Origin of the sequence: Pseudomonas uvaldensis (genome assembly GCF_021271205.1) — a bacterium.
Classification (GTDB): domain Bacteria; phylum Pseudomonadota; class Gammaproteobacteria; order Pseudomonadales; family Pseudomonadaceae; genus Aquipseudomonas; species Aquipseudomonas uvaldensis.
The window spans coordinates 172,730-194,813 of record NZ_JAIWKS010000002.1; the positions used below are offsets into that span (position 1 = coordinate 172,730).

The 22,084-nt window shown below is 60.0% G+C and carries 13 protein-coding genes and 1 pseudogene; 7 read left to right on the forward strand and 7 right to left on the reverse strand.

Annotation, left to right across the window (positions count from 1 at the left end; genetic code table 11):
* Window positions 1-147 precede the first annotated feature (147 nt).
* The 6 genes and pseudogenes from LCU97_RS04240 (at window position 148) to LCU97_RS04265 (ending at window position 12,326) form a co-directional block, all read left to right on the forward strand.
* Window positions 148-4,491, forward strand: coding sequence for a SpvB/TcaC N-terminal domain-containing protein (locus tag LCU97_RS04240; RefSeq protein WP_232775650.1), 4,344 nt, complete (start codon window positions 148-150; stop codon window positions 4,489-4,491).
* Window positions 4,492-4,829: 338 nt separating this feature from the next.
* Window positions 4,830-5,231, forward strand: a pseudogene (locus LCU97_RS04245) (RHS repeat-associated core domain-containing protein); the annotation flags it as partial.
* A gap of 250 nt (window positions 5,232-5,481) precedes the next feature.
* Window positions 5,482-7,227, forward strand: coding sequence for a type I secretion system permease/ATPase (locus tag LCU97_RS04250; RefSeq protein ID WP_232775651.1), 1,746 nt, complete (start codon window positions 5,482-5,484; stop codon window positions 7,225-7,227).
* The gene (locus LCU97_RS04255; protein ID WP_053150519.1) at window positions 7,217-8,536 is read left to right on the forward strand and encodes an HlyD family type I secretion periplasmic adaptor subunit; all 1,320 of its coding nucleotides are present in this window, start codon (window positions 7,217-7,219) and stop codon (window positions 8,534-8,536) included. Before LCU97_RS04250 ends, LCU97_RS04255 begins: the two co-directional genes overlap by 11 nt.
* Before the next feature lies 1 nt (window position 8,537).
* Window positions 8,538-9,860, forward strand: a complete 1,323-nt coding sequence (locus LCU97_RS04260) for a TolC family outer membrane protein (protein WP_053150522.1) — start codon at window positions 8,538-8,540, stop codon at window positions 9,858-9,860.
* A 264-nt stretch (window positions 9,861-10,124) separates the two neighbouring features.
* Window positions 10,125-12,326 carry a M10 family metallopeptidase C-terminal domain-containing protein gene (locus LCU97_RS04265; RefSeq protein WP_232775652.1) on the forward strand — a complete coding sequence of 734 codons (2,202 nt, stop codon included), beginning with the start codon at window positions 10,125-10,127 and terminating at the stop codon, window positions 12,324-12,326.
* A 121-nt stretch (window positions 12,327-12,447) separates the two neighbouring features.
* Here LCU97_RS04265 and LCU97_RS04270 read toward each other — a convergent pair whose 3' ends face one another.
* The 6 genes from LCU97_RS04270 to LCU97_RS04295 all read right to left on the reverse strand — a co-directional run bounded on the left by LCU97_RS04270 (window position 12,448) and on the right by LCU97_RS04295 (window position 19,301).
* Window positions 12,448-13,440 carry a LacI family DNA-binding transcriptional regulator gene (locus tag LCU97_RS04270; protein ID WP_053150528.1) on the reverse strand — a complete coding sequence of 331 codons (993 nt, stop codon included), beginning with the start codon at window positions 13,438-13,440 and terminating at the stop codon, window positions 12,448-12,450.
* Window positions 13,441-13,515: 75 nt separating this feature from the next.
* Window positions 13,516-15,039 (reverse strand): glycoside hydrolase family 32 protein, encoded by a 1,524-nt coding sequence (locus LCU97_RS04275; RefSeq protein ID WP_232775653.1) that lies wholly within the window; start codon window positions 15,037-15,039, stop codon window positions 13,516-13,518.
* On the reverse strand, window positions 15,036-16,175 hold the full coding sequence (locus LCU97_RS04280; RefSeq protein ID WP_232775654.1) for an ABC transporter ATP-binding protein: 1,140 nt from the start codon (window positions 16,173-16,175) through the stop codon (window positions 15,036-15,038). Before LCU97_RS04280 ends, LCU97_RS04275 begins: the two co-directional genes overlap by 4 nt.
* Window positions 16,176-16,201: 26 nt before the next feature.
* The gene (locus tag LCU97_RS04285) at window positions 16,202-17,044 is read right to left on the reverse strand and encodes a carbohydrate ABC transporter permease (protein ID WP_053150535.1); all 843 of its coding nucleotides are present in this window, start codon (window positions 17,042-17,044) and stop codon (window positions 16,202-16,204) included.
* Window positions 17,041-18,003: a carbohydrate ABC transporter permease gene (locus LCU97_RS04290; protein ID WP_232775655.1), complete on the reverse strand. Its 963-nt coding sequence runs from the start codon at window positions 18,001-18,003 to the stop codon at window positions 17,041-17,043. Before LCU97_RS04290 ends, LCU97_RS04285 begins: the two co-directional genes overlap by 4 nt.
* A 23-nt stretch (window positions 18,004-18,026) precedes the next feature.
* On the reverse strand, window positions 18,027-19,301 hold the full coding sequence (locus tag LCU97_RS04295) for an ABC transporter substrate-binding protein (RefSeq protein WP_053150541.1): 1,275 nt from the start codon (window positions 19,299-19,301) through the stop codon (window positions 18,027-18,029).
* Between the two features lie 167 nt (window positions 19,302-19,468).
* Here LCU97_RS04295 and LCU97_RS04300 point away from each other — a divergent pair, with 167 nt between their 5' ends.
* Window positions 19,469-21,034, forward strand: a complete 1,566-nt coding sequence (locus tag LCU97_RS04300) for a carbohydrate porin (protein ID WP_232775656.1) — start codon at window positions 19,469-19,471, stop codon at window positions 21,032-21,034.
* 91 nt (window positions 21,035-21,125) lie between these two features.
* Here the strand turns inward: LCU97_RS04300 and LCU97_RS04305 are convergent, their stop codons facing one another.
* Entirely contained in the window at window positions 21,126-22,040 is a 915-nt protein-coding gene (locus LCU97_RS04305; RefSeq protein ID WP_053150547.1) for a LysR family transcriptional regulator, read from the reverse strand.
* Window positions 22,041-22,084 lie beyond the last annotated feature (44 nt).

Consider the following 22,084-nt stretch of genomic DNA (forward strand, 5'->3'; position numbering starts at 1 on the left):
GTATCGGCCTATCCATTCGGGAGAGAAATGAGTTGAGCTCACTTTGATTTTATTTCGTTAAGCACTAAAAAACTGTGAAAGCTGACAGTAGATGCCCTGGCGGATTACGCCCACATTGCTCCCAGCAGATCCGCTCGGAGCCAGGCGATGGACCAACCGGAAAGTGTCAGCGTGACGCCTCCTTCATTGCCCAAGGGGGGCGGTGCGATCCAGAGCATCGGCAAAGGCTGGAGGGATGTCGGTCCCAGCGGCAAGGCGTCCTTTGACCTGCCGTTACCCATCTCTCCCGGACGGGGTTTCGCTCCTCCTTTGACGCTCAGCTATGGCAGCAGCGTAGGCAACAGCCTGTTCGGACTCGGCTGGGTGTTGTCGTTGGGTTGCGTGGCGCGGCGAACCAGCAAAGGGGTACCGGATTACACCGACGACGATGTGATGCTCGGACCTGATGGCACTGTCTGGTTGGCAGAGCGCGACGATGCCGGCGACATCATCCGGACACCGGTGCGCAGTTACCGTGGCCTGGACCTTGGAACCGACTATCAGGTGGCGCGTTACTTTCCCCGCATCGAGGGCTCGTTCGAGCGCATCGAGCATTGGCGATCGGTGGATGATTTTCCAGGATTCTGGCTTATCCACGGGGCCGATGGCAGCCTGCATCTGTACGGTATCAACAGTTCTTCGCGCAGCACCGACCTGGAGGACCACCTGCGTGTCGGCGAGTGGCTGCTGGAGGAAAGCCTGAACGCCCACGGCGAACATATCCTCTACGAATACGCCGGTGAAGATCACGCCGGAATGCCCGAAGACACACCGCGGGATTTTCGGGCGCAGTGCTATCTGTGTCGCGTGCGCTATGGCAATGCCGAGGCTTTCGAGCATCTTTACCATTGGGCGCCCGATCAGTTGGAACAGGCGCAATGGCACTTCGATCTGATCTTTGATTACGGCGAGCGCAGCACGGCGCTCGACACTATTCCAGCCTATGAGGCGAGCGGCGTATGGCCGGTACGCAGCGATCCTTTCGCGACCTATGGCTATGGTTTCCTGTTGGGCAACCTGCGTCTTTGTCGGCAGGTCCTGATGTTCCATCGCTTCGAGCCGTTGGGCAGCGAACCGTTGCTGGTCCAACGTTTGCTGTTCGAATACCAGGCCACGGCACTGGGCTACAACCTGCTGGCTGCTGCACACCTCCAGGGGCTGGATGAACAGGGGCGCCTCGAGTCCCGCCCGCCGGTTGAGTTCAGCTATTCGCCGTTCTCCCACGACGACAGTCGTTATGACGCGTTCGAGGCCATGCCCGGCTTGAATGACGGACAGCAATACCAGCTCGTCGATCTCTATGGCGAAGGCATTCCAGGCGTGCTGTATCGCAGTGACAAGGCCTGGTACTACCGCGAACCGCTACGCGGCGAGCCTGCGAAAAGCGCCGATGACGTGGGCTACGATTCATGGCGCCGGCTGGAAGGCATCCCGGTGATGGACAGTCGTAAAGCGGTGCGCCAGTCCTTGATGGACCTCACCGGCGACGGCCGCCTGGATTGGGTCATGGCACAACCCGCGGTCAGCGGTTTCTTTACCCTGAACCCGGACCGCAGTTGGTCGAAGTTCATCACTTTCGAGGCGTTCCCCCGTGAGTTTTTCCACCCGCAAAGTCAACTGGCCGACCTGATGGGGAGCGGCCTTTCTGACCTGGCACTGATCGGCCCACGTAGCGTGCGTTTGTATGCCAGTCGCCGGCAGACGGGGTTCGCCACGGGGCGGGAAGCGCCGCACCACATCGAGTCCGCTCCCAACGATCGTCTTCCCCTGCTGAGTCAGGCGCAGACCGAACTGGTGGCCTTCAGCGATGTGTTGGGCAGCGGTCAGCAGCACCTGGTGCGCATTCGCCACAACGAGATCGTCTGCTGGCCCAATCGTGGTCATGGCCGATTCGATCCGGGATTTCGCCTTGCAAGCCTGCCTTATGCCGAGGCGTCCTTCGAGGCTGCGCGAGTGTTGCTGGCGGACCTGGATGGCTCCGGCGCGGCGGACTTGATCTACTTGACCAGCGAGCATGCCGAGATCTTCATGAATCGCGCCGGCATGGGCTTCGAGAGCTCGCCGCGAATCCTGCCCTGGCCTGCGGGCGTGCGCTATGACCGCTTGTGCCAGGTCAGCGTCGCCGATCTTCAAGGGCTTGGCTGTTCCAGCCTGGTACTGACCGTCCCGCATATGAAGCCGCAGCATTGGCGCTGCGATTTTGTCCAGGCCAAGCCGTATCTGCTGCAGCAGACCAATAACAACATGGGCGCAATGGGCCAGGTGACTTACCGCAGTTCGGCCCAGGAGTGGCTGGATGAAAAGCAGGTGTTGATGGCGGCTGGTATGGAGCCCACCAGTTATGTGCCATTTCCGATGCCGGTGGCTGTCGAGCAGGTCCAGCTTGATGAGATCACAGGCAATCGACTGACCCAGCGCTTCGAGTATCGCCAGGGGTTCTACGACGGTCAGGAGCGTGAGTTCCGCGGCTTCGGGCTGGTGCAGCAGACCGATAGCGAAGTGACCGGCGATGAACGGCAGCGCACCGGCTTTACCGCGCCTGTGCTGCGCAAGATCTGGTTCCACACCGGCCGTCTGCCGGACCTTTCGGGCCCGGACTATGATCGTTCGGACAGTGCAGCTCCGGCCCTGGGGGCGGCGTTGTTGCTGGCGCCGCAAGGCGACGCACCCGATGTCATTATCAGCCAGCCGGACGAGATGACACGGCATGACATGGCTTACGCCCTGGCTGGCCTGCCGCTGCGTGTCGAGGTCTTCGGCCCGGACGCCAGCGATCCTCTGCACACAAGCCCCTATTCCATACAGCAGCATCGTTATGCCGTACGCCTGTGGCAAGGAAGAGAGGAGTACCAGCCTTATTGCAGGATGCAGCCGCTGGAGTTGGAATCCGTCCTCTGTACTTATGAGCGTCAGCCCGACGACCCCCTGTGTCATCACCGTATCAGCCTGGCGTGGGACCGTTATGGCGGGCTGACCCACGAAGTGACGGTCGATTATGCCCGGCGCAAGTCGGTCAACGATGAACCGCCGTTCAGCGAACCCCACGAGCGGACCTGGTGGCGAGCCGCCCATGATGACGCCCAGGGTTACTACTACCTGAGTGAGCATCGGGCCCGGTTTATTCACCTCGATGATCCGCAGGGCTGTCGCCTGGGTTTGCCGTACCTGTCCCGGGACAACGCGTTGGTACTGTCCAAGACCATGTTGGGACCCGAAGATATCTCCTTCGAGGCGATGTTCGATCGCCTTAATGCGCCGCCCAGGGATGACTTCAGGCGGGTACTGGCACAATTGTCCGTGCAGCGTTATCAGCAGACAGGCCAGACCTTGCCGGTGGGGCAAGCCAGCTTCGAAGCGCTCCCTGATTACCTGGAGTCTGCCGAGCTGGATGAAGCTGCGCTGCGGGCTTACGAATCCGTGCTCGATCCCGAGGAGCTGGCCGACAAGCTGACCGGACTCGGTTATCGGCCCATGCAGGCACTCTTGCCCGAGGAACCGGACAGGATACTGTGGTCGACCCGCAAGGGATTCATGACCTACGCCGGCCTGGACGGTTTCTACCGGGTGATTCGTACCCGTGTTACCGAACGCCAGGGTGCGACAGACATCGTCTTCGATCCCTACTATTGCCTACCGATGGCCATCACCACCGCTGACGATTGCAGCACCCATGTCACCGACGTGGACTACCGGTTCGTGTTGCCTCGTCGCATCGTCGACCCGAATCAGAATGTCCAGGAGGCCCGTTTTGATGGCTTCGGCGAACTATTAGCCAGCAGCTTCCATGGCACCGAGCGTGGTGTGGAGGTGGGTTTCGAGCCACTGGATGACTATCAACCCGTAGTCCGTTTGCCTGATCAAGCCATTGCCGACCCGGATGCTGCGTTGCAGGGCGCGGCCAGCGCGTGCTTTCGCGATGCCTTCAGCTGGATGCTGCGTCGTGAACCGGTACATGCAGTGGTCCTGCAAGCCGACCGCTATCCGGAACCACCCGATAACCCCGAGCGAAAGATCCGCATTGTGGTGCAGTGCTGGGACGGTTTCGGCCGGGCATTGCAGACCAAGCAGAAGGTCGAGCCAGGCATCGCCTACCAGATCGCCGACGACGGCAGCCTGGTGCTGGAGGGCGACCAACCGGTGACCGCGCCAGCGGCTGAGCGCTGGCGGGTCAGCGAGCGGGTCGAATACAACAACAAGGGCCTGGCCGTGCGCGTCTATAGGCCGTACTTCGCCGATGGCCATCGCTACATCAACGACGAATCGTTCCGCCGCTTCGGTCATTGCGACCGGCAGTTCTACGATCCTCTTGGGCGCCCGACCCTGACGGTCACGGCGATGGGGTATTGGCGGCGCCAGCGTTACCTGGGGTGGTACAGCATTGCCGAGGATGAGAACGATACGTTGGAAGAGTCCTCGGCAAGTCAGGCAGCGTCATCAGGAGACCGACAATGACCAAGGTCCCCAGCCGCCTGTGTCCGAGGAAATGCCATCGTCTCGCCCAATGCCTGTCTGGCTGTCCTGTACCGAGAAGTGCAGAGGCGAGCCAGGAAAAAAGAGCACCGCAGGTGAATAGCGACATTCATCAGCACACGCCGGTCTTGACGGTCGTCGACCCTCGGGGCTGGATATCCGCCGGGTCGACTTTTGTCGCTCTGTCGAGACGACAGAAGCCGAAGAGCGGGTCAACCGCAGTGCCTATGATGCAATGGCGCGTTTGGTTGCGCAGTGGGATCCCAGGCTTTGGGTATTGAGCGCAGGGGATGCTTCAACACCCGCCAACCTCCCGCGAGGCTTCCGGCGAAGTGCTGCATGTGATCCGTGTCCAGGCCGGACGCAGCGCCATGCAAATATTGCACTGGGAAACAGCGCCTCCAGCCGGGATCGCCAACGACCAGTATCGCTACAGCCTGACCGATCACCTGGGGTCCAGTTGTCTGGAACTGGATAGCGACGCGGGTGTGATCAGCCAGGAAAGTTATCACCCGTATGGCAGTACGGCCTGGTTTGCCGGGCGAAGTGAAGTTGAAGCGGGTTACAAGACGGGGCGGTATTCGGGCAAGGAGCGGGATGCGACGGGTCTTTATTATGGGTTCAGGTATTACGTGCCGTGGTTGCAGAGATGGGGTAGTCCGGATCCGGCCGGAGAAATCGATAGTTTGAATTTGTATGGATTTGTTCAGAGCAATCCTATTAGGGTGTTTTGGATCAGTGTTAACCTCACCGGGGTCAAGTGCTTCGGTGTCAGCCAGGCAGCGTGAAAAAGGGGCGTTTGGCTGTTCTTCCAACCGCACCACAATTGTTCATCCTTCCCTTCAGAACCGTCCAGCCCTGCCGATACAGCCGACGATAAACCGTATCGCACGGTCACTCCAACGGTGCCCGTTCCTGCTGCAGCACCTCACGATTTCAGGTTGCCTACAGCCAGCCTCAGGTAAATGAACCATGTCAGCCCACCCCAAAACCGAGCTGGAAAGCGCCCTTGCCTTGTGCAAAGGCAGTTTTCTTTCCGTTGGTTTCTTCAGCTTTTTCGTCAACCTGCTGATGCTGGTTCCGTCCTTCTACATGCTCCAGGTGTATGACCGTGCCGTCGGCAGCGCCAGCCTGTCGACGTTGTCGATGCTGACGCTGATCATGCTGCTGTTGATGACCACGATGGGCGGGCTGGAGTGGGTGCGTTCACGGATCATGGTGCGGATCAGTACGCGTCTGGATACGCTATTGGGCCAGCGACTGTTCGACGCCAGTTTCAAGCAGGCCCTCTACAGCAGCGGCATGAATGCTTCGGGCCAGCCGTTGAGCGATCTGGGGAGCTTGAGGCAGTTTCTGACCGGAAACGGCCTGTTCGCGTTCTTCGATGCGCCTTGGATTCCGATCTACCTGGCGGTCATGTTCATCTTCCATCCCTGGTACGGGTGGATAGGGGTCTTGAGCGCGTTGTTGCTGGGGGCGCTGGCCTTTGCCAACGAGAAGCTGACGCGTGGACCATTGCAGGCGGCCAACCGGGAACAGATGGCCGCCACGACCTTCATCAACAAGAGCTTGCGCAATGCCGAAGTGGTCGAATCCATGGGCATGCTTGCGAGCCTGCGCCAGCACTGGAGCGGGCGTATTCATCAGGTCCTGACCCTGCAGAGCCTGGCCAGTGACCGTGCGGCGACTATTTCCGCGGTATCCAGGACGTTCCGCCAGATCGTCCAGTCCTTGGTGCTGGGCCTGGGCGCCTATCTGACGATCACTCATGAGATTTCGCCAGGGTTGATGATTGCTGGCTCCATTTTGCTGGGGCGGGCGCTGGCGCCCATCGATCAGTTGATCGGTGTGTGGAAAGGCTTCCTGGGGGCACGCTCGCAATATGCGCGGTTGCGCGAGCTGCTGACGAAGGTCGCCGCAGAGCCTGAGCGCATGTCGTTGCCGGCACCTGAAGGGGCGATTCGCGTCGAGGGGTTGTCGGTGGGGGCGCCGGACAGCCGCAAACCGATCATTCGTGGCGTGGGCTTCCAGGTAGCTGCCGGGGAGGTGGTTGGCATCATCGGTTCCAGCGGCGCCGGCAAGTCCACCCTGGCCAGGGCACTGTTGGGAATCTGGCCTGGCCTGGCCGGCACCGTGCGCCTGGACGGGGCGGACATCAGCCAGTGGCGCCGGGACGAACTGGGTCAGTACATCGGTTATCTGCCCCAGGATATCGAGCTCTTCGAAGGCACCATCAGTCAGAATATTTCACGCTTCGGCCCGGTCAATGCGCCAGCAGTGGTGGCCGCTGCGCGCATGGCGGGTGTCCATGAGCTGGTGCTGCAACTGCCCGATGGCTACGACACCGTGATCGGCGCCAATGGCGGCGGATTGTCCGGCGGCCAGCGGCAACGTATCGGCCTGGCTCGCGCCCTGTACGGCGAACCGCGTCTGGTGGTGCTCGATGAGCCCAACTCCAACCTGGATGATGCCGGAGAAAAAATGCTCGCCCAGGCGTTGCAGAAACTCAGGCAGAGCCGGGCCACGGTGTTTGTCATCACCCATCGGTCCGGGGTATTGGCGCAGGTGGATAAGCTGTTGGTGCTCAATCATGGCGAGTTGAGTCTGTTCGGGCCGCGCGACCTGGTCTTGGCACGATTGCAGAGTGCCTCGCCCGCGCCTCATCAGGCTGCGGCGATTCAACCGAAGGCGGCGGACGAGTCTCTTTATGCAAAATAATCTGCACCCCTCTGTCGACATGTCCGGATTACCCATCGATGACAAACCGACTCGGCGCGTCGGCTATCTTATGCTGCTGGTCACCTTTGGCCTGTTCGGCGGTTGGGCAGCGCTGGCGCCGCTCGACAGCGCGGCACTGGCCCCGGGCGTGGTCACGGTTAAAAGCTATCGCAAGACCGTGCAGCATCTTGAAGGCGGCATCGTGCGCGAACTGCGCGTGCATGATGGCGACAAGGTCAAGGCCGGTGATGTGCTGCTGGTGCTCGATAACACCCAGGCACGGTCGGAAATGGAGGCCATGCGCAGCCAACTGATCGCCGCGCTCGAACTGCAGGCCCGGCTTGAGGCTGAACGGGACCTGGCGCCCGAGCCGCTGGCCGTGCCGACCCTGGACCCCAACGATCCGCGCGTACGTGAAGCACGTGACAGCGAGGCCCGGATTTTCCAGACCCGACGGACTTCGCTGCTGGGCGAAATCGGCCTGCAAGAGACGACCATCGGGCAAATCGAAGAACAGATCCGCGGGTTCAAGGCGATCATCGCCAGCAAGCAGACCCTGGCAGCGTCCTATGAAGAAGAAATTGTCGATTTGCGGGCACTGCTTGCCGAAGGCTACGTAGACAAGCAGCGCCTGCGGGAGCAGGAGCGCAGTCTTGCGCGGCTGCGGACCGAAATTGCCGAAAGCCAATCGGAGATCGCACAGGCACGGGTCCATGTCGACGAAGCGAAGTTGAAGATCCTGCAGCTCAAAAAGGCGTTCGCCAGTGAAGTCGCGGGTCTGTTGGGCGATGCGCGGACCAAGGTCTACGAGCTGCGCGAACGTCTGGCCACCTTGCAGGACCGCGACCAGCGCACCGATATCGTCGCACCCGAGTCGGGCATGGTCATGGGCATGACCGTGCATACCCTGGGCGCCGTGGTCAGTCCGGGCACCGCGCTGCTGGATATCGTGCCGGCCAACGAGGAATTGATCGTCGAGGCGCAAGTCTCGCCGATGGACATCGATCGCGTTGCACTGGGCAAGCCGGCGAAGATGCGCTTCAGTGCATTCAAGAGCAGCACCACACCTGTCATCGAAGGGCAATTGGTGCAGATATCCGCCGACCGCCTGACCAACAAAGACACCGGCACGGCCTACTACCTGGCCCGCGTGGCCCTCACCGACAGCGGGCGCCAAGCCTTGGGCAATCTTGCACTGGTGCCCGGCATGCCGGTCGAAGTCTTGATCAATACGGGCGAACGGACCCTGTTGCAGTATCTGATGCAGCCTGCCAGCAACGCATTCGCCCGTTCGTTGATCGAGGATTGACATGAAATCCCTGATCGCGGTGTGTCTGCTGCTTCTGCCGTTGGGTGCCCTGGCTGACAACGATTCTGCGCTTCCCTATGTCGATCTGTGGCAACTGCATCAGGAGGCGCAAGGGGCCGACCCGCGCATCCTGCGGGCCCAGGCCATGACCCGTAGCGGTGAGGGCAACGAAAGGGCCGCCCTGGGCCGATTGCTGCCGCAGCTCAGCGCCTCCGGCAGTGTCAACCGCAGTCGACGGGAGGATGACCTGGGCCGCATCCAATACAACGGCAAGCGCATGGCCATGGTGCTCAGCCAGGTGATCTACGACCCGCAGGTCTGGCGCAGCTACCAAAAGTACGTGGAACTGACCCAGAAAGGTCAATACGAGTCCGACGATACCCAAGTACAGGCCAGCATTGACCTGTCCGAGCGCTACTTCGCCGTGCTCGCTGCCGAAGATGAACTGTCACTGGTACGCAGCGAGCTGGCTGCGACCGAGCGTAATCTCAAGCGGATCAATGCGCTGTATGCCCGCCAGATGGCGATGGTGACCGATACCCTGGACCTTGAAGCACGCGTGGACGCGCTGAAGGCTGACGAGATTGAAGCCAGTAACAAGGTCCAGGTCAGCCGTGAAGCCATTTCCGAGCTGGTAGGGCGCGACGTCCAGGAACCCTTCAAACGCATCGGCGACAGCCCGGCTTTCACCCTGCCGGCACAAGCGCCGGACTATTGGGTGCAAACGGCACTCGACAGCAACCCGGCGTTGCATGCCCGTGAGCACAGTATCCGCGCCGCCGACGCCGCGATCGGTGAAGCGAAGGCCGGCCATCTGCCCCGGCTGGGCCTGAACCTGACGGCGCAACGCAGTGACATCGGTTACGAAGGCGCGCTGACGCCTCGCTCGGACAACCTCGTCGCTTCCCTCGATTTGCAAGTGCCGCTCTACAGTGGCGGTTCCACCAGCGCCCGGGTTTCGAGTTCCGAAAGCGACAAGGAGGTAGCCCAGCAGGAGTTGGAAGCCTTGCGGCGTCAAGTGGTCAAGGAAACCCGCACCGCTTATCTGGGCATGACGGCCGAACTCAGCCGGATCAAGGCGACACGTCACGCGCTGGAGTCCGCTGAAAAATCACGATTGGCGACGGAGAAAGCCTTCGGCTATGGCGTCAAGAATGCCGTCGATGTGCTGGACAGTATCAAGGAAGAGTTTCGCGCAAGGCGTGATTTTTATCAGTCCCAGTACCGGTTCGTGACAAGCATGCTCGTACTGCATCGCTGGAGCGGAAGGTTGGGGGATGGGGATATTCGTAAGGTCAATGAATGGCTTGTGACACCCCATTGACAACGTTCACATTGAAATAAGTGGCTAAATGATATCAAGGCCGCTGTTTCTGATGCACAATAACCCTTTTTTGTAGCGGTCGCATCGGGAAGACCGCAAATTGCTTACAGGAAGCTTCAAATGCCTAGTCCGCTCGGATACTCATCTTCATCATCGGTAACGTTGACCGGTAACGCGCAAATCGATAGCTTGCTTTTCGGCACATATTGGACGAGCACTGGGTTGAGCGCCGGTACGCCTGTTACGTCCTTGACTTACAGTTTCATGACCGAGACCTCTTATTTCGCAAGTTCCTACAGTGATTTCGATGAGTATGAAGCCGGCTACGTTCTGACGGCAGCGCAGCAAACCGGCATCAGGAGTGCGCTGGACAAGTGGGCGTCGGTCGCCAACGTCAAGTTCACGGAAGTCGGCGAGTCCCTTGCCAATGTTGGTGACTTGCGCTTCGGCGGTTACGCGGGCATGGACTCGGACACTGCGGCCTGGGGCTATTTTCCCGCCAATACCCCCAGTGGCGGTGATGTCTGGCTCGGTCCGATAACGAATGATCCCAGTCCCGTCAAAGGTACCTACGACTATTTGGTCTTCATGCACGAAATCGGTCATGCACTCGGCCTCAAACATCCGTTTTCGCCAGGCCTGTCGAACTCCACGGTACTTGCTTCCCAGCTCGATGATGTCAGCAACACGATCATGAGCTACAACACGGCGTACTCCTACGAGCCGACCACGCCGATGTTGCTGGACATTGCGGCTATCCAGCGTCTCTACGGCGCCAATATGCAATGGCAAACCGGCAATAACACCTATAGCTGGACTGCCGATCAATCGATTTTCGAGACGATCTGGGATGCTGGCGGCGTTGACACCATCGATGCAAGCAATCAAAGCGGGTCAGTACGCATCAACTTGAACGAAGGTCAGTTCAGTAAAATTGGCCAGGCTTTCACGGACCTCAGCACCCAGGCTGCCTTCAACGAAGGTTTGGCGATTGCTTACGGCGCTAAAATCGAGAACGCAGTCGGCTCGGCCAATGACGACACCTTGATTGGCAACGCGTTGGGTAATCTACTGAATGGGCTGGCTGGCAAGGACACCATGACGGGTGGGGCTGGTAACGACACCTATGTGGTGGACAACCTCCAGGACGTGGTCAGCGAAACCAGCACCCAGGCCAGTGAAATCGACACTGTGCTCGCCTCGGTGAGCTGGAACCTGGGAGCCAATCTGGAAAGACTCACGCTGTTCGGCGGCAGCCAGATCAATGCCGGTGGCAACTACCTGAACAACGTGCTGACCGGTAATGGCGCCAACAATATCCTGAACGGCGGGAGCGGTGCCGATACGATGATCGGTGGCGCGGGCAACGACACGTACGTCATTGACAATCTCAAGGATGTCGTCAGCGAAACCAGCACTGTGGCCAGTGAAGTTGACAGCGTCCTCTCCTCGGTGAGCTGGAATCTGGGTGCAAACCTGGAAAACCTTACACTGACCGGCGCTGCCCAGGTCAACGGCGGCGGAAACTACCTCAACAATGTGCTGACAGGCAATGGCGCCAACAACATCCTGAACGGCGGCAGTGGTGTCGATACGCTGATCGGTGGCGCGGGCAATGACACTTATGTGGTCGATAATCTCAAGGATATCGTCAGCGAAACCAGCACCCAGGCCAGTGAAACCGATACTGTGCTTTCCTCGGTGAGCTGGAATCTGGGTGCAAACCTGGAAAAGCTCACGCTGACCGGCACTGCCCATATCAATGGCGGCGGCAATTACCTGAACAATGTACTGACCGGTAATGGCGGCAACAACATCCTGAACGGTGGCAGTGGTGTCGATACGCTGGTCGGTGGCGCCGGCAATGACACTTACGTGGTCGACAATCTCAAGGATACCGTCAGCGAAACCAGCACCCAGGCCAGTGAAACCGATACTGTGCTTTCCTCGGTGAACTGGAATCTGGGCGCAAACCTGGAAAACCTCACGCTGACCGGCACCGCCCAGATCAATGCCGGGGGTAACTACCTGAGCAACGTGCTGACCGGTAATGGCGGCAACAACGTACTAGTGGGCGGGGGAGGTAACGACCGACTCGACGCAGGTGCAGGTAACGATACCTTGAGTGGTGGCATTGGTGCCGACATCTTGCGTGGTGGCGATGGCGCCGATCTATTCGTGTTCAACGCATTGAACGAACTGGGTCGTGGTACGGCTAGCGATACCATCCTCGACTTCAGCAGTCTCCAAGGCGACAAAATCGATCTGTCGACACTGGACGCCAATAGCCTGACCACCTTGAACGATGCGTTCAGCTTCATCGACTCGAATGCCTTCACCGGCGCCGGGCAGTTGCGCTTCGTTGACCACGTGCTCTACGGCAACGTCAACGGCGATCTGGCCGCAGATTTCGAGATTCAGCTGGTGGGGGTCAATACCTTCGCAACCAACGATCTGGTTGCCTGACAAGCGCTTCGGTTGCCAGTGCAAAATCGATCCGTTGCGAGTGAGCAAGCTTGCTCACTCGCAATATTGATTCGAGCAACTGGACCGCGTCGCATGAGGCGCGGAGCCGGCAGCGCCTGGCTTATAGCGACGCCCTGACCACCAGTGGGCAGTCCACTGGCTGGGGCCCCGCGACCTGCAGGGTTTCGATCAGGTGCCGGGCCGCTTTGCGACCTATCTCGTAATACGGCAGTTGTACCGTGGTCAGGGGCGGGATGAACAATTCGGCGATGCCGATCATGTTGTCGTAGCCAAGTACGGCCACATCGCCGGGAATCTTCAGGCCACGACCCAGCAGCAATTGATAGGCGCAAAAGGCGATACGGTCGTTACCACAGATCAGGATGTCGAATTGAGGGCGGCCCTCGATGATGTGTCGGTCAAGAATGGCGGCTGTTTCATGGTAGGCATCGTGATCGGAAAGGTCGTATTGCAGCAGCGCTTCGGTCGATAGCCCGAATGCCTGGCAGGCGCGCTGCAGGCCTGCTTGTCGCAGGCTCCAGGCCAGGCTGCGTTTTGGCAGATTGATGCACAGCGGACGCCGATAGCCTTGGCTCAGCGCGTGATGGACCGCGCGGTGTTGCCCAGTCTCGTCATCCGGTACATAGCTGACCAGGCGACTGTCATCCTCCAGGCAATTGGCGAGCACCAGCGGCTTGCTCTTCAAACGTTCGGGAATGCTCACCTGGCGCAACCCCATTGCACTGAAGATCAACCCGTCGGGACGGTGCGACAGCATGAGGTCGATGTCCTGATCGGTAGGCGGGTTGTTCAACAGGTTGAGGATGAAGACGTTCCAGCCTGCTTGTTGTGCAGTCTGCTCGATTGACAGCAGCAGCTCGACAGCGAAGGGGGTGGTGGCGGTATCCAATGCGAACACACCGATGGTGCGTGCCTGGAGGTTATCGCCGCGCATTTTGCGCGCCGACAGGCTGGGCACGAATTGCAGCTCATCAATGGCGCGCCGCACCCGCTGAAGGGTTTCGGCGCTCAGTTTTTCCGGACTGTTGAGCGCTCTGGAAACGGTCATCAGGGACACGCCGGCCAACTGTGCAACGTCTTTGACTGAAGTCATGCGAGGTGAGGCCAATCAGGTTGACGCGCAATCATGACACAGGGTCCTGGCTTCTCGCGACTCCAGCGATAGCGTTCATAGCCAACTCGACCCCAGCGGCCACGCGTTGGTAATAGCGACATGCCCACCCGTCCCGCTGGCCAGCAACTTCACGCCCAGGCTGTCGGAGCGAGGATAGATGCGGCTGCTGAGGCTGAAGCGTCCCTCTTCTTCAAACACTTCGATGGACGAACGATCAAGGAACACACGCAGTCGCAACTGCTCGATCGGTGGGTCGATCGGCACGCTGCGCTGACCGTCGACTTGCGCCCCCGAACGGCTGCGGTCCAGCATCAGACGTCGCAATGAAGCATCGTAATAGAGCAGGGTTTGTTCGGTATTTTCACCGTCGGGACTGCAACGCAAGGCGACGCCCAATTGACCATCGGTGCAGCCGCGCAGATCCAGATGCACATGGATTTCCAACGCATCGCCCCTGACGTGCGACACCCATTGCGTGCCTGAACCGGCCCACGGTGGGGTGCCTGGAAGTGGCGCCTGGCGCAAGGCAGTCAGTTCACGGGCCGGGAACATGCGCAGACGATCAGCATGCAACTCAAGCTCACGGGGCAAACCGAGCATGCCGCACCAGTGGTGTGCCTGGCTCGGCATCGGGCTTTCCCACATATCGAGCCATGCCCACACCAGGCGCCGACCGTCGGCGGCCTCCAATGTCTGTGCGGCGTAAAAGTCATGGCCATTATCCAGCTCGATGAAAGGCCCGCCGGTGAAGTGCCATTCATTGTCGAGCCGGCCTACCCGGTAACCGGTCTGGTACTTGTTGAGTCGTTCGTAACCCTGGGGTTGCATGCCCTGGGGTGAGTACAGCAGCACATCGTGCCCGTTCAGTCGGAACAGGTCCGGGCACTCCCACATATAGCCGTCGCCCTCGCTGCCACGATCGACGTAATCGAGAAACTCCCAGGCATGCAGATCAGCCGAACGGTACAGCGGCAGCAGGGGCCTGTCGCCCTGGCGTGCGCCGGCAATCAGGTACCAATGGTCATCCTCCTTCCATACCTTGGGATCACGAAAGTGCATGATCGAGTCCTGGGGCGGGGTGTCGATGATCGCGCCATGCTTGACGAAGCGGACGCCATCCGTACTGGTGGCCAGGCACTGGACTTGACGGATCAGGCATTCGTCGCCCACATCCCCCAGCCAGGTATGCCCGGTGTAGATCAGGGCCAGGGTGTCCTCGTACACCACCGCACTGCCGGAAAAGCAGCCGTCGCGGTCGAAGTCATCGCCCGGTGCCAGGGCAATGGGAAGGTGTTGCCAATGAACCAGATCGACACTCTTGGCGTGGCCCCAGTACATCGGTCCCCATTTCGCTTCGAAGGGATGATGCTGATAGAACACGTGATATTCGCCGCGAAAGTACACCACGCCGTTAGGGTCGTTCATCCAGCCCGCCACGGGAGCCAAATGATAGGCGGGTCGATAATCGTGGATCACGCGGGACAGGCTATCGACAAGTGCCCGCTGTGCCTGTTCGAGATTCGCAGAACAGGGGGTGGGAGACGTGGATGCGTTCATGGTATTCAGGGCCTGGATCATAGGGCGCCAGCGGTTGCCGAGCGCAGGGGAATGCCATCAGGCAGGGTTTCAACGGTATGGCGCTTCAAGGCCACCCCGTTGGCGTCGAACAGGTGCAGTTTGTCCAAGTCCAGGCGCAGCCTGACCTGATCGCCTGTCTGCCAGCCGGCATTGGCCTCGCAACGACAGATCAGTGGCTCATCATGGCCGATGTCGACGTGTACATAGGTTTCACTTCCGAGGTATTCGACCCCGGCCACGACAACGCCAGTGGATTCCGGTGCGGCTTCAAGTGTCACGTGTTCCGGGCGAATCCCCAGGCTCAGTTGCGTGTTGGCAGCCAGGCCAGCGCTGTCGAAGGGCAGGGTGGTCTTGCCCAGTACAATGCTTTCAACCAGGCTGGTTTTCCCGGGTTCGTGCAAGAACGCTGCATGAAAATTCATCCTGGGCGAGCCCAGGAAACCGGCGACAAAGCGGCTGGCCGGGTGTTCATAGAGTTCACGGGGCGACCCGATCTGTTCGATGCGACCACCGTTGAGCACGACAATTTTGTCGGCCAGAGTCATCGCCTCAACCTGATCGTGAGTGACGTAGATGACGGTCGAGCCCAGCCGGGCGTGTAGCCGGGCTATCTCGTTGCGCATCTGTACCCGCAGCGAGGCATCGAGGTTGGACAGCGGTTCATCGAACAGCAGGATGTCCGGCTCCCTTGCCATGGCCCTGCCCATGGCCACCCGCTGACGCTGTCCACCCGACAACTCCCTGGGTTTGCGTTGCAGGAGTTTGTCCAGTTGCAGGATTTGCGCGGTCTTCAGCACGCGCTCGCGCAGGCTGGTCTTATCGGTCTTGGCCAGCTTGAGACCGAAGCTGATGTTTTCGTAGACGCTCATGTGCGGGTACAACGCATACGACTGGAACACCATGCCGACGCCACGCTCACGTGGTTCCAGGTCATTGGCCCGGCGCCCGTCGATCAGCAGGTCGCCGTCACAGATCGAGTCCAGTCCGGCGATCAATCGCAGCAGGGTCGACTTACCGCAGCCCGAAGGGCCGACGAACACCACGAACTCACCCGCAGCGATTTCCAGGCTGACGTCACGAAGAATTCGCATGTCACCCAATTGTTTATTCACGTTGTGCAGCTTCAATTTGCTCATGATGTGTTCCTTGTCTTTGTCGGGCCTCAGCCCTTCAATGCGCCGGCAGTGAGACCGGAAACGATTCGGCGTTGGAAGATCAATACCAGGATGACCAGCGGGACGGTGACCAGCACCGAGGCCGCCATCAACAGTCCCCAGGGCAGTTCATGGGAGCTGCCGCCGGAAATCAGCGCGATGGCGACCGGCACCGTGCGCTGGGTGTCGGTGAGGGTGAAGGTCAGGGCAAACAGGAACTCGTTCCAGGCGGCAATGAAGGCCAGCAGGCCTGTGGTGACCAGTGCCGGCCAGAGCAGCGGCAGCAACACGCGGGTCAGGGTGACCCAGGACGAAGCGCCGTCCATGATTGCCGCCTCCTCCAGTTCGTGGGGCAGTTGCCCCATGAATGTGGTCAGTATCCAAACGGTAAAAGGCAGGGTAAAAATCGTGTAGCTCAGAATCAGCGCCCAGGACGTGTTGTACAGGCCCAGAGCACGTATCACCTCGAACAGCCCCGACAGCACGGCGACCTGGGGAAACATCGACACCCCAAGAACCAGCATCAATACCGTGCCTCGTCCGCGAAACTTCACCCGGCCCAATGCATAGGCAGCCGTCAGGCTGAGGAACAGCGCCAGCGTGACCACGCTCAGTGAAACCACCAGCGAGTTACCGATAGCGCGCACGAACGAGGCCTGGTTGAGCACTGCGGCATAGTTGGAGAAGTCGGGGTGGTCGATCCAGTAGCTCACCTGGAACAAGGCAGTGGATGACTTCAGCGACGTCACGATGGCGTAGTAGAACGGGAAGATTGCGTACAACAACAGAATCCCGATCAGGCACCAGAACCCGAGACGCAGCAGCGCTTTTTTCAGAAGTCGCGGGTTCATGAGCGGACCTCCATCTGACGGCGTCCGAGGTACAGGTACACCATGGCGATCATGGCTACGACCAGAAACAGCAACGTCGAGGCTGCGCTGCCGTAACCTACATCCTGGAATTCGACCAGGTGCTGGCGGGCATAGACCGACATGCTCATGGTGCTCGAGGCGTTCGAGGTCAGCACATAGATCACATCGAACACCCGCAGGGCGTCGAGAATGCGGAAGATCGCGGCCACGAGCAACGCGGGCAGCAGCAATGGCAGGGTGACGCGCCAGAACACGTTCAACGGGTGGATGCCATCGACTCTCGCGGCTTCGTAGCAATCGCCCGGCAACATCTGCAGGGCTGCCAGCATTAACAGCGTGACGAAAGGGACGGTTTTCCAGACATCGACGATAATCACCGCCCACATCGACAGGTCCGCGTCTGCCGTCCAGGCTAGAGGCGCGTCAATCAGCCCGAGGCCCAGCATCAGATGATTGATGATGCCGAACTGGTCATTGAGCATCCATGACCAGATCTTCGCCGAGACAATGGTCGGGATTGCCCAGGGAATCAGGATCAACGCCCGCACCAGGGAGCGTCCGGTGAACTTGATGTTCAGTAGCACGGCCACCAGCAGCCCCAGGACCATCTCCAGTCCCACGGACACTACGGTGAAATGCAACGTGTTGCGCACCGCATTCCACCATTGCGGATCGACCAGCACGCCGGACCAACCCGAGCCGCTGTAGAACAGATAATTGCTCAAGCCTACAAAGGCGCCGCCCGTGGTGTCCGCCAGGCTGGCATCGGTCAGGCTGAACCAGAACGTGCGCAGCAGTGGCCAGGCCGCGACCAGGGTCAGACACAGTAGCATCGGCGCCAGGAACAGCCAGGCGGCGCGTACTCGGCGACGTTGCAGGGGCGTTTCCCGGGGCGGCAGGAGTTCGGCGCCGGGCGCATGGGCAGAAGAGACAGACATGGTGATTTTCCTTCCTTAGAGAGTTACCAGTTCCGGCGTTTGATCCGTGTGAGTTCACTTTCCAGTTCCGCCAGTGCCTGGTCGACGGGCAACTCGCCGGCGAGCACTCCGTGCACCTGGTCGAAGAACGCATTGGAGACCCGTGGGTAGCGGGCGGCCGTGATGGCAGCAGGACGCATGACGCCATCGTTGAGAATGCTGTGCAGTTGGGCGTAGTACGGCATGGCCGCGAGCAGCTCAGGATCCTGATACAACGATTCGATCACCGGGTTATAGGCGCCTACCAACGCCCGATGTTTCTGCTGTTGGGCACTGGTCAGGTAGCTCACCAACTCTGCGGCAAGCTTTGGCCGGGCGCTGTAGCGCGAAACCGCCAGGCCCCACCCTCCGAGGGTTGATGCATGGCTGCCGGTCGCGCCGCCACGGGGCAGGGGAGCGACGCCGACCTTGTCCTTTACCGCACTGTCCGGACTTTGCACCAGGGCCCAGGCATACGGCCAGTTGCGCATGAACAGTGCATTTCCGGACTGGAAGACTCCCCGTCCTTCTTCCTCGGTGTAATTGAGCACCCCACGGGGCGAAATATCCCCGATCCAACTCTTTGCCAGCGTCAAGGCCGCTCTGGATGCCGGGGTGTTGACCACGATGTCGCCCTTCGGACTGACCAGGCCGCCGCCCGGTTGACTGCTGATCCATTCCAACGCATTGCACGTCAGGCCCTCGTAGGCCCGGCCCTGGAAGACATAACCCCAGGCGTTGGCATTCCCGGCGTTGCGCTCCGCCAGTTGTACATCCCTGGCGGTGGCCGTCATTTCCTCCCAGGTCTGCGGCACCGGCTTGTTGTATTTATCGAGCAAATCCTTGCGGTAATACAAAAGCCCCGAGTCGGTGAACCAGGGCATGGTCACCAGCCGTCCATCCACCGTGGCGTTATCCACCTGTGCCTGGAAGTAGCCCTGGGTGGCGTTGGCGGGGAGCACCTCGCGCAAATCCATCAGGTGGTTGGCCAGCATCCCCGGCCAGACCATATCGATCTGGATGACGTCGATGTCACTCGACTGCGCACTGAGGATCTGCTGGTAGAACGACAACCTCTCGGTCGCCGAGTTAGGGGTGGAAACCACATCGACGCTGTGGCCGGTCTGTTTCGACCACGCCTCGACAGCTTCCTTGCACAGTTGCAGCTCTGCACCCACCGCACCGCAGGAGATCGTCAGATCGGCTGCGCTGGACAGGGCGGGAAGCCCTGCAAACGCGCTGATCAATGCAGCTGGAAGGAGCGATTTGAGTCGTTTCATAAAGCCCTCTTTATTTTTGTTTTTATAAAAGTTAACGTTAACATCGCCAAATGTAGCAGCGTATTTGCGATCAGGCATCTCTTTTTTGAAGGAATGTGACACCCGGTTCCCAGGAAGAAAGGGCGCTCGCAAGACAGAACAATAAAAACAAGATAGGGAAAATCCACATGCAGAAAGCATCAGGCTGGTTTATCGCAGGCATGCTCGGGACCTCAACGGTCACGGCCCAGGCCGCGACACTGGAGGAGCGCATGGCCGCTTTCGAAGCTCGCACCAGTGCAGCGGAACGGCGCGCCGCTGCTGCCGAACAACAGGCCCAGGCACTCGCCAGGGAGCTGCAACAACTCAAACTCAGCACTCCAGCCTTGCAACCGACAGCGTCTGTCACGCCCCACACGGTGACGCCCACGGTGGATGAACGGTTGGCAAAGCTCGAAGCCAGTCAGCAACGCGTTGAAAAAGCGGGCAGTGGCTCGCATCTCACGGACGGGTTCAGCTTCAAGGGCTATGCGCGCTCCGGATTGCTGATCAACGATGGGCTGGGCGGCGGTCGCGGCGGGCCCTACACCACCCCGGCCGGTTCCGTCGGTGGCGCGGTCGGCCGGCTTGGCAACGAAGATGACACCTACATGCGCATCGACTTGTCAAAAGAGCTGTATGCGCAGAACGGCACCCGATCCAAATTCACCGTTTCCATCGCCGATGGCGTGGAAAGCTCCAACGACTGGACGGCAGAAGAAAGCAACCTGAACGTGCGCCAGGTCTTTACCGAACTCGATCATCTTGCCGCTTTCAAGGGCAATCCGATGTTCGAAAACGCCACCCTCTGGGCAGGCAAGCGATTCGACCGGGACAATTTCGATATCCATTGGCTGGACTCGGACGTCGTCTATCTGGCCGGTACCGGCGGCGGGATCTACGACGTGCAGATGAGCAAGGACTGGCGTTCGAATTATTCCCTGGTCGGGCGCAATTACGAGGACTTCAGTGAGGGTGGGGTCAATGCGGATGTGGAGAGCTACATCCTGACCTCCAACCAATTTTTCGACAACGGACAGTGGCAGTGGATGTTCAACGCGATCGGTTCAAAGAAAAACGATTTCGCTACCCGTGCCAATGAGGCGGGTTTTACACCGGCGGATTCCGGTCTGCACAGCATGGTCGCCAATCATCAACGCAACTTTTTCGGCAGGGAGGGCTTCTTCAAGACGGCGCTGCTCTATGGGCAAGGCCTTGGCGCGGAGGTCAAGAACGTGGGGGCGGACGGCGAACTCATCGACGAGGCTCGCGCCCTGCGCCTGGCGCTTTACGGCGAAACCCCGATTGCAGCTGGCTGGCGCATCGGTCCCAGCCTGCTGGCCGAGCAGAGCAAGGATCGGTACGTCAAGGGTGACGACTATCGCTGGATGACCCTGAACGTGCGATTAGCCAATGAGATCAACAGCAATTTCGAGATGGCCTACGAGATCAGCTGGCAGACCATGGACCTTGATCCCAAGGGCTATATGCAACGCAACGCGGTCGACGGTAACTTCTGGAAATTCACCGTCGCACCGACATTCAAGCCCGATTTGGGAGACCTGCTCACGCGCCCTGAATTGCGCCTGTTTGCCAGTGTCATGAATTGGTCTTCGGATCTGGACAGGTACAGCGCTTCGGATTCGTTCGGCAAGACGGACTTCAATGCCGGTGGTGTCTGGCAGTACGGGATTCAGATGGAGACGTGGTTCTAGGAAGCATCACTTGGGCGCTCGTCATGCAGGCGTCTGCCAAGGTGGTGGGCGGGAAGGGCACTCCATTCCTCCCCCATCTCGGCAAATTTTTTCAAAGACTATCCGGATCCCCGAAAAACATCTGAATCCGCGAACGCAACCAACGCTCTCCCGGATCATTATCCTGTGACCCACGCCAGGCCATGTGCAGTTCGAAACTGCGCACCGGAATGGGCGGATCTTCAGCGCGCACGCCCCCCGCGGCCGTCAGGGCGTCGGCGGTGTAGTCCGGCACAGTGGCGATGATGTCGGTGCCCGACAGCAGCGTGCTCAAGCCGTTGAACTGCGGAACCGCCAGTACAACGTGGCGCTTGCGGCCGAGCTTTTCCAGTTCTTCATCGATGAAACCGCTCAGGTCGCCGGCAAACGACACCAGCGCATGGGGGCGGGCGCAGAATTCGTCCAGGGTCAACTGCCCGGGCGCGGTGTCGGCCCGTAGCACCTTCGGCGAGCTGCGCCGCAGTACCTTGCGCTTGGCATTGGCCGGCAGGTCATCGGTATAGCTGACCCCGATGGAAATCTCTCCGGACGCCAGCAGGCTCGGCATCAGGATGTAGTTGACCCGACGCACCACCAGCACGATGCCGGGTGCTTCGGCACGCAGGCGCTTGAGTAGCATGGGCAGCAGGGCGAACTCGGCATCGTCCGAAAGGCCGATGCGAAACACCGAAGTGCTGGTGGCCGGGTCGAATTCCGCTGCCCGGCTGACCGCCGTGGAAATCGAATCCAGGGCCGGGGACAGCAACGAGAAAATCTCGATGGCCCGCGCCGAAGGCTCCATACTGCGGCCGGTGCGTACGAACAGCGGGTCATCGAACAGGCTGCGCAGCCGCGACAACGCCGCGCTGATGGCTGGCTGGCCAAGGAACAGCTTTTCGGCGGCGCGGGTTACGCTGCGTTCATGCATCAGTGTTTCGAACACGATCAACAGGTTCAGGTCGACACGACGCAGGTCATTACGATTCATCTGGGGTCCTGGCAGATTCGGCAAGCTTGACGTGAGCGGCCATT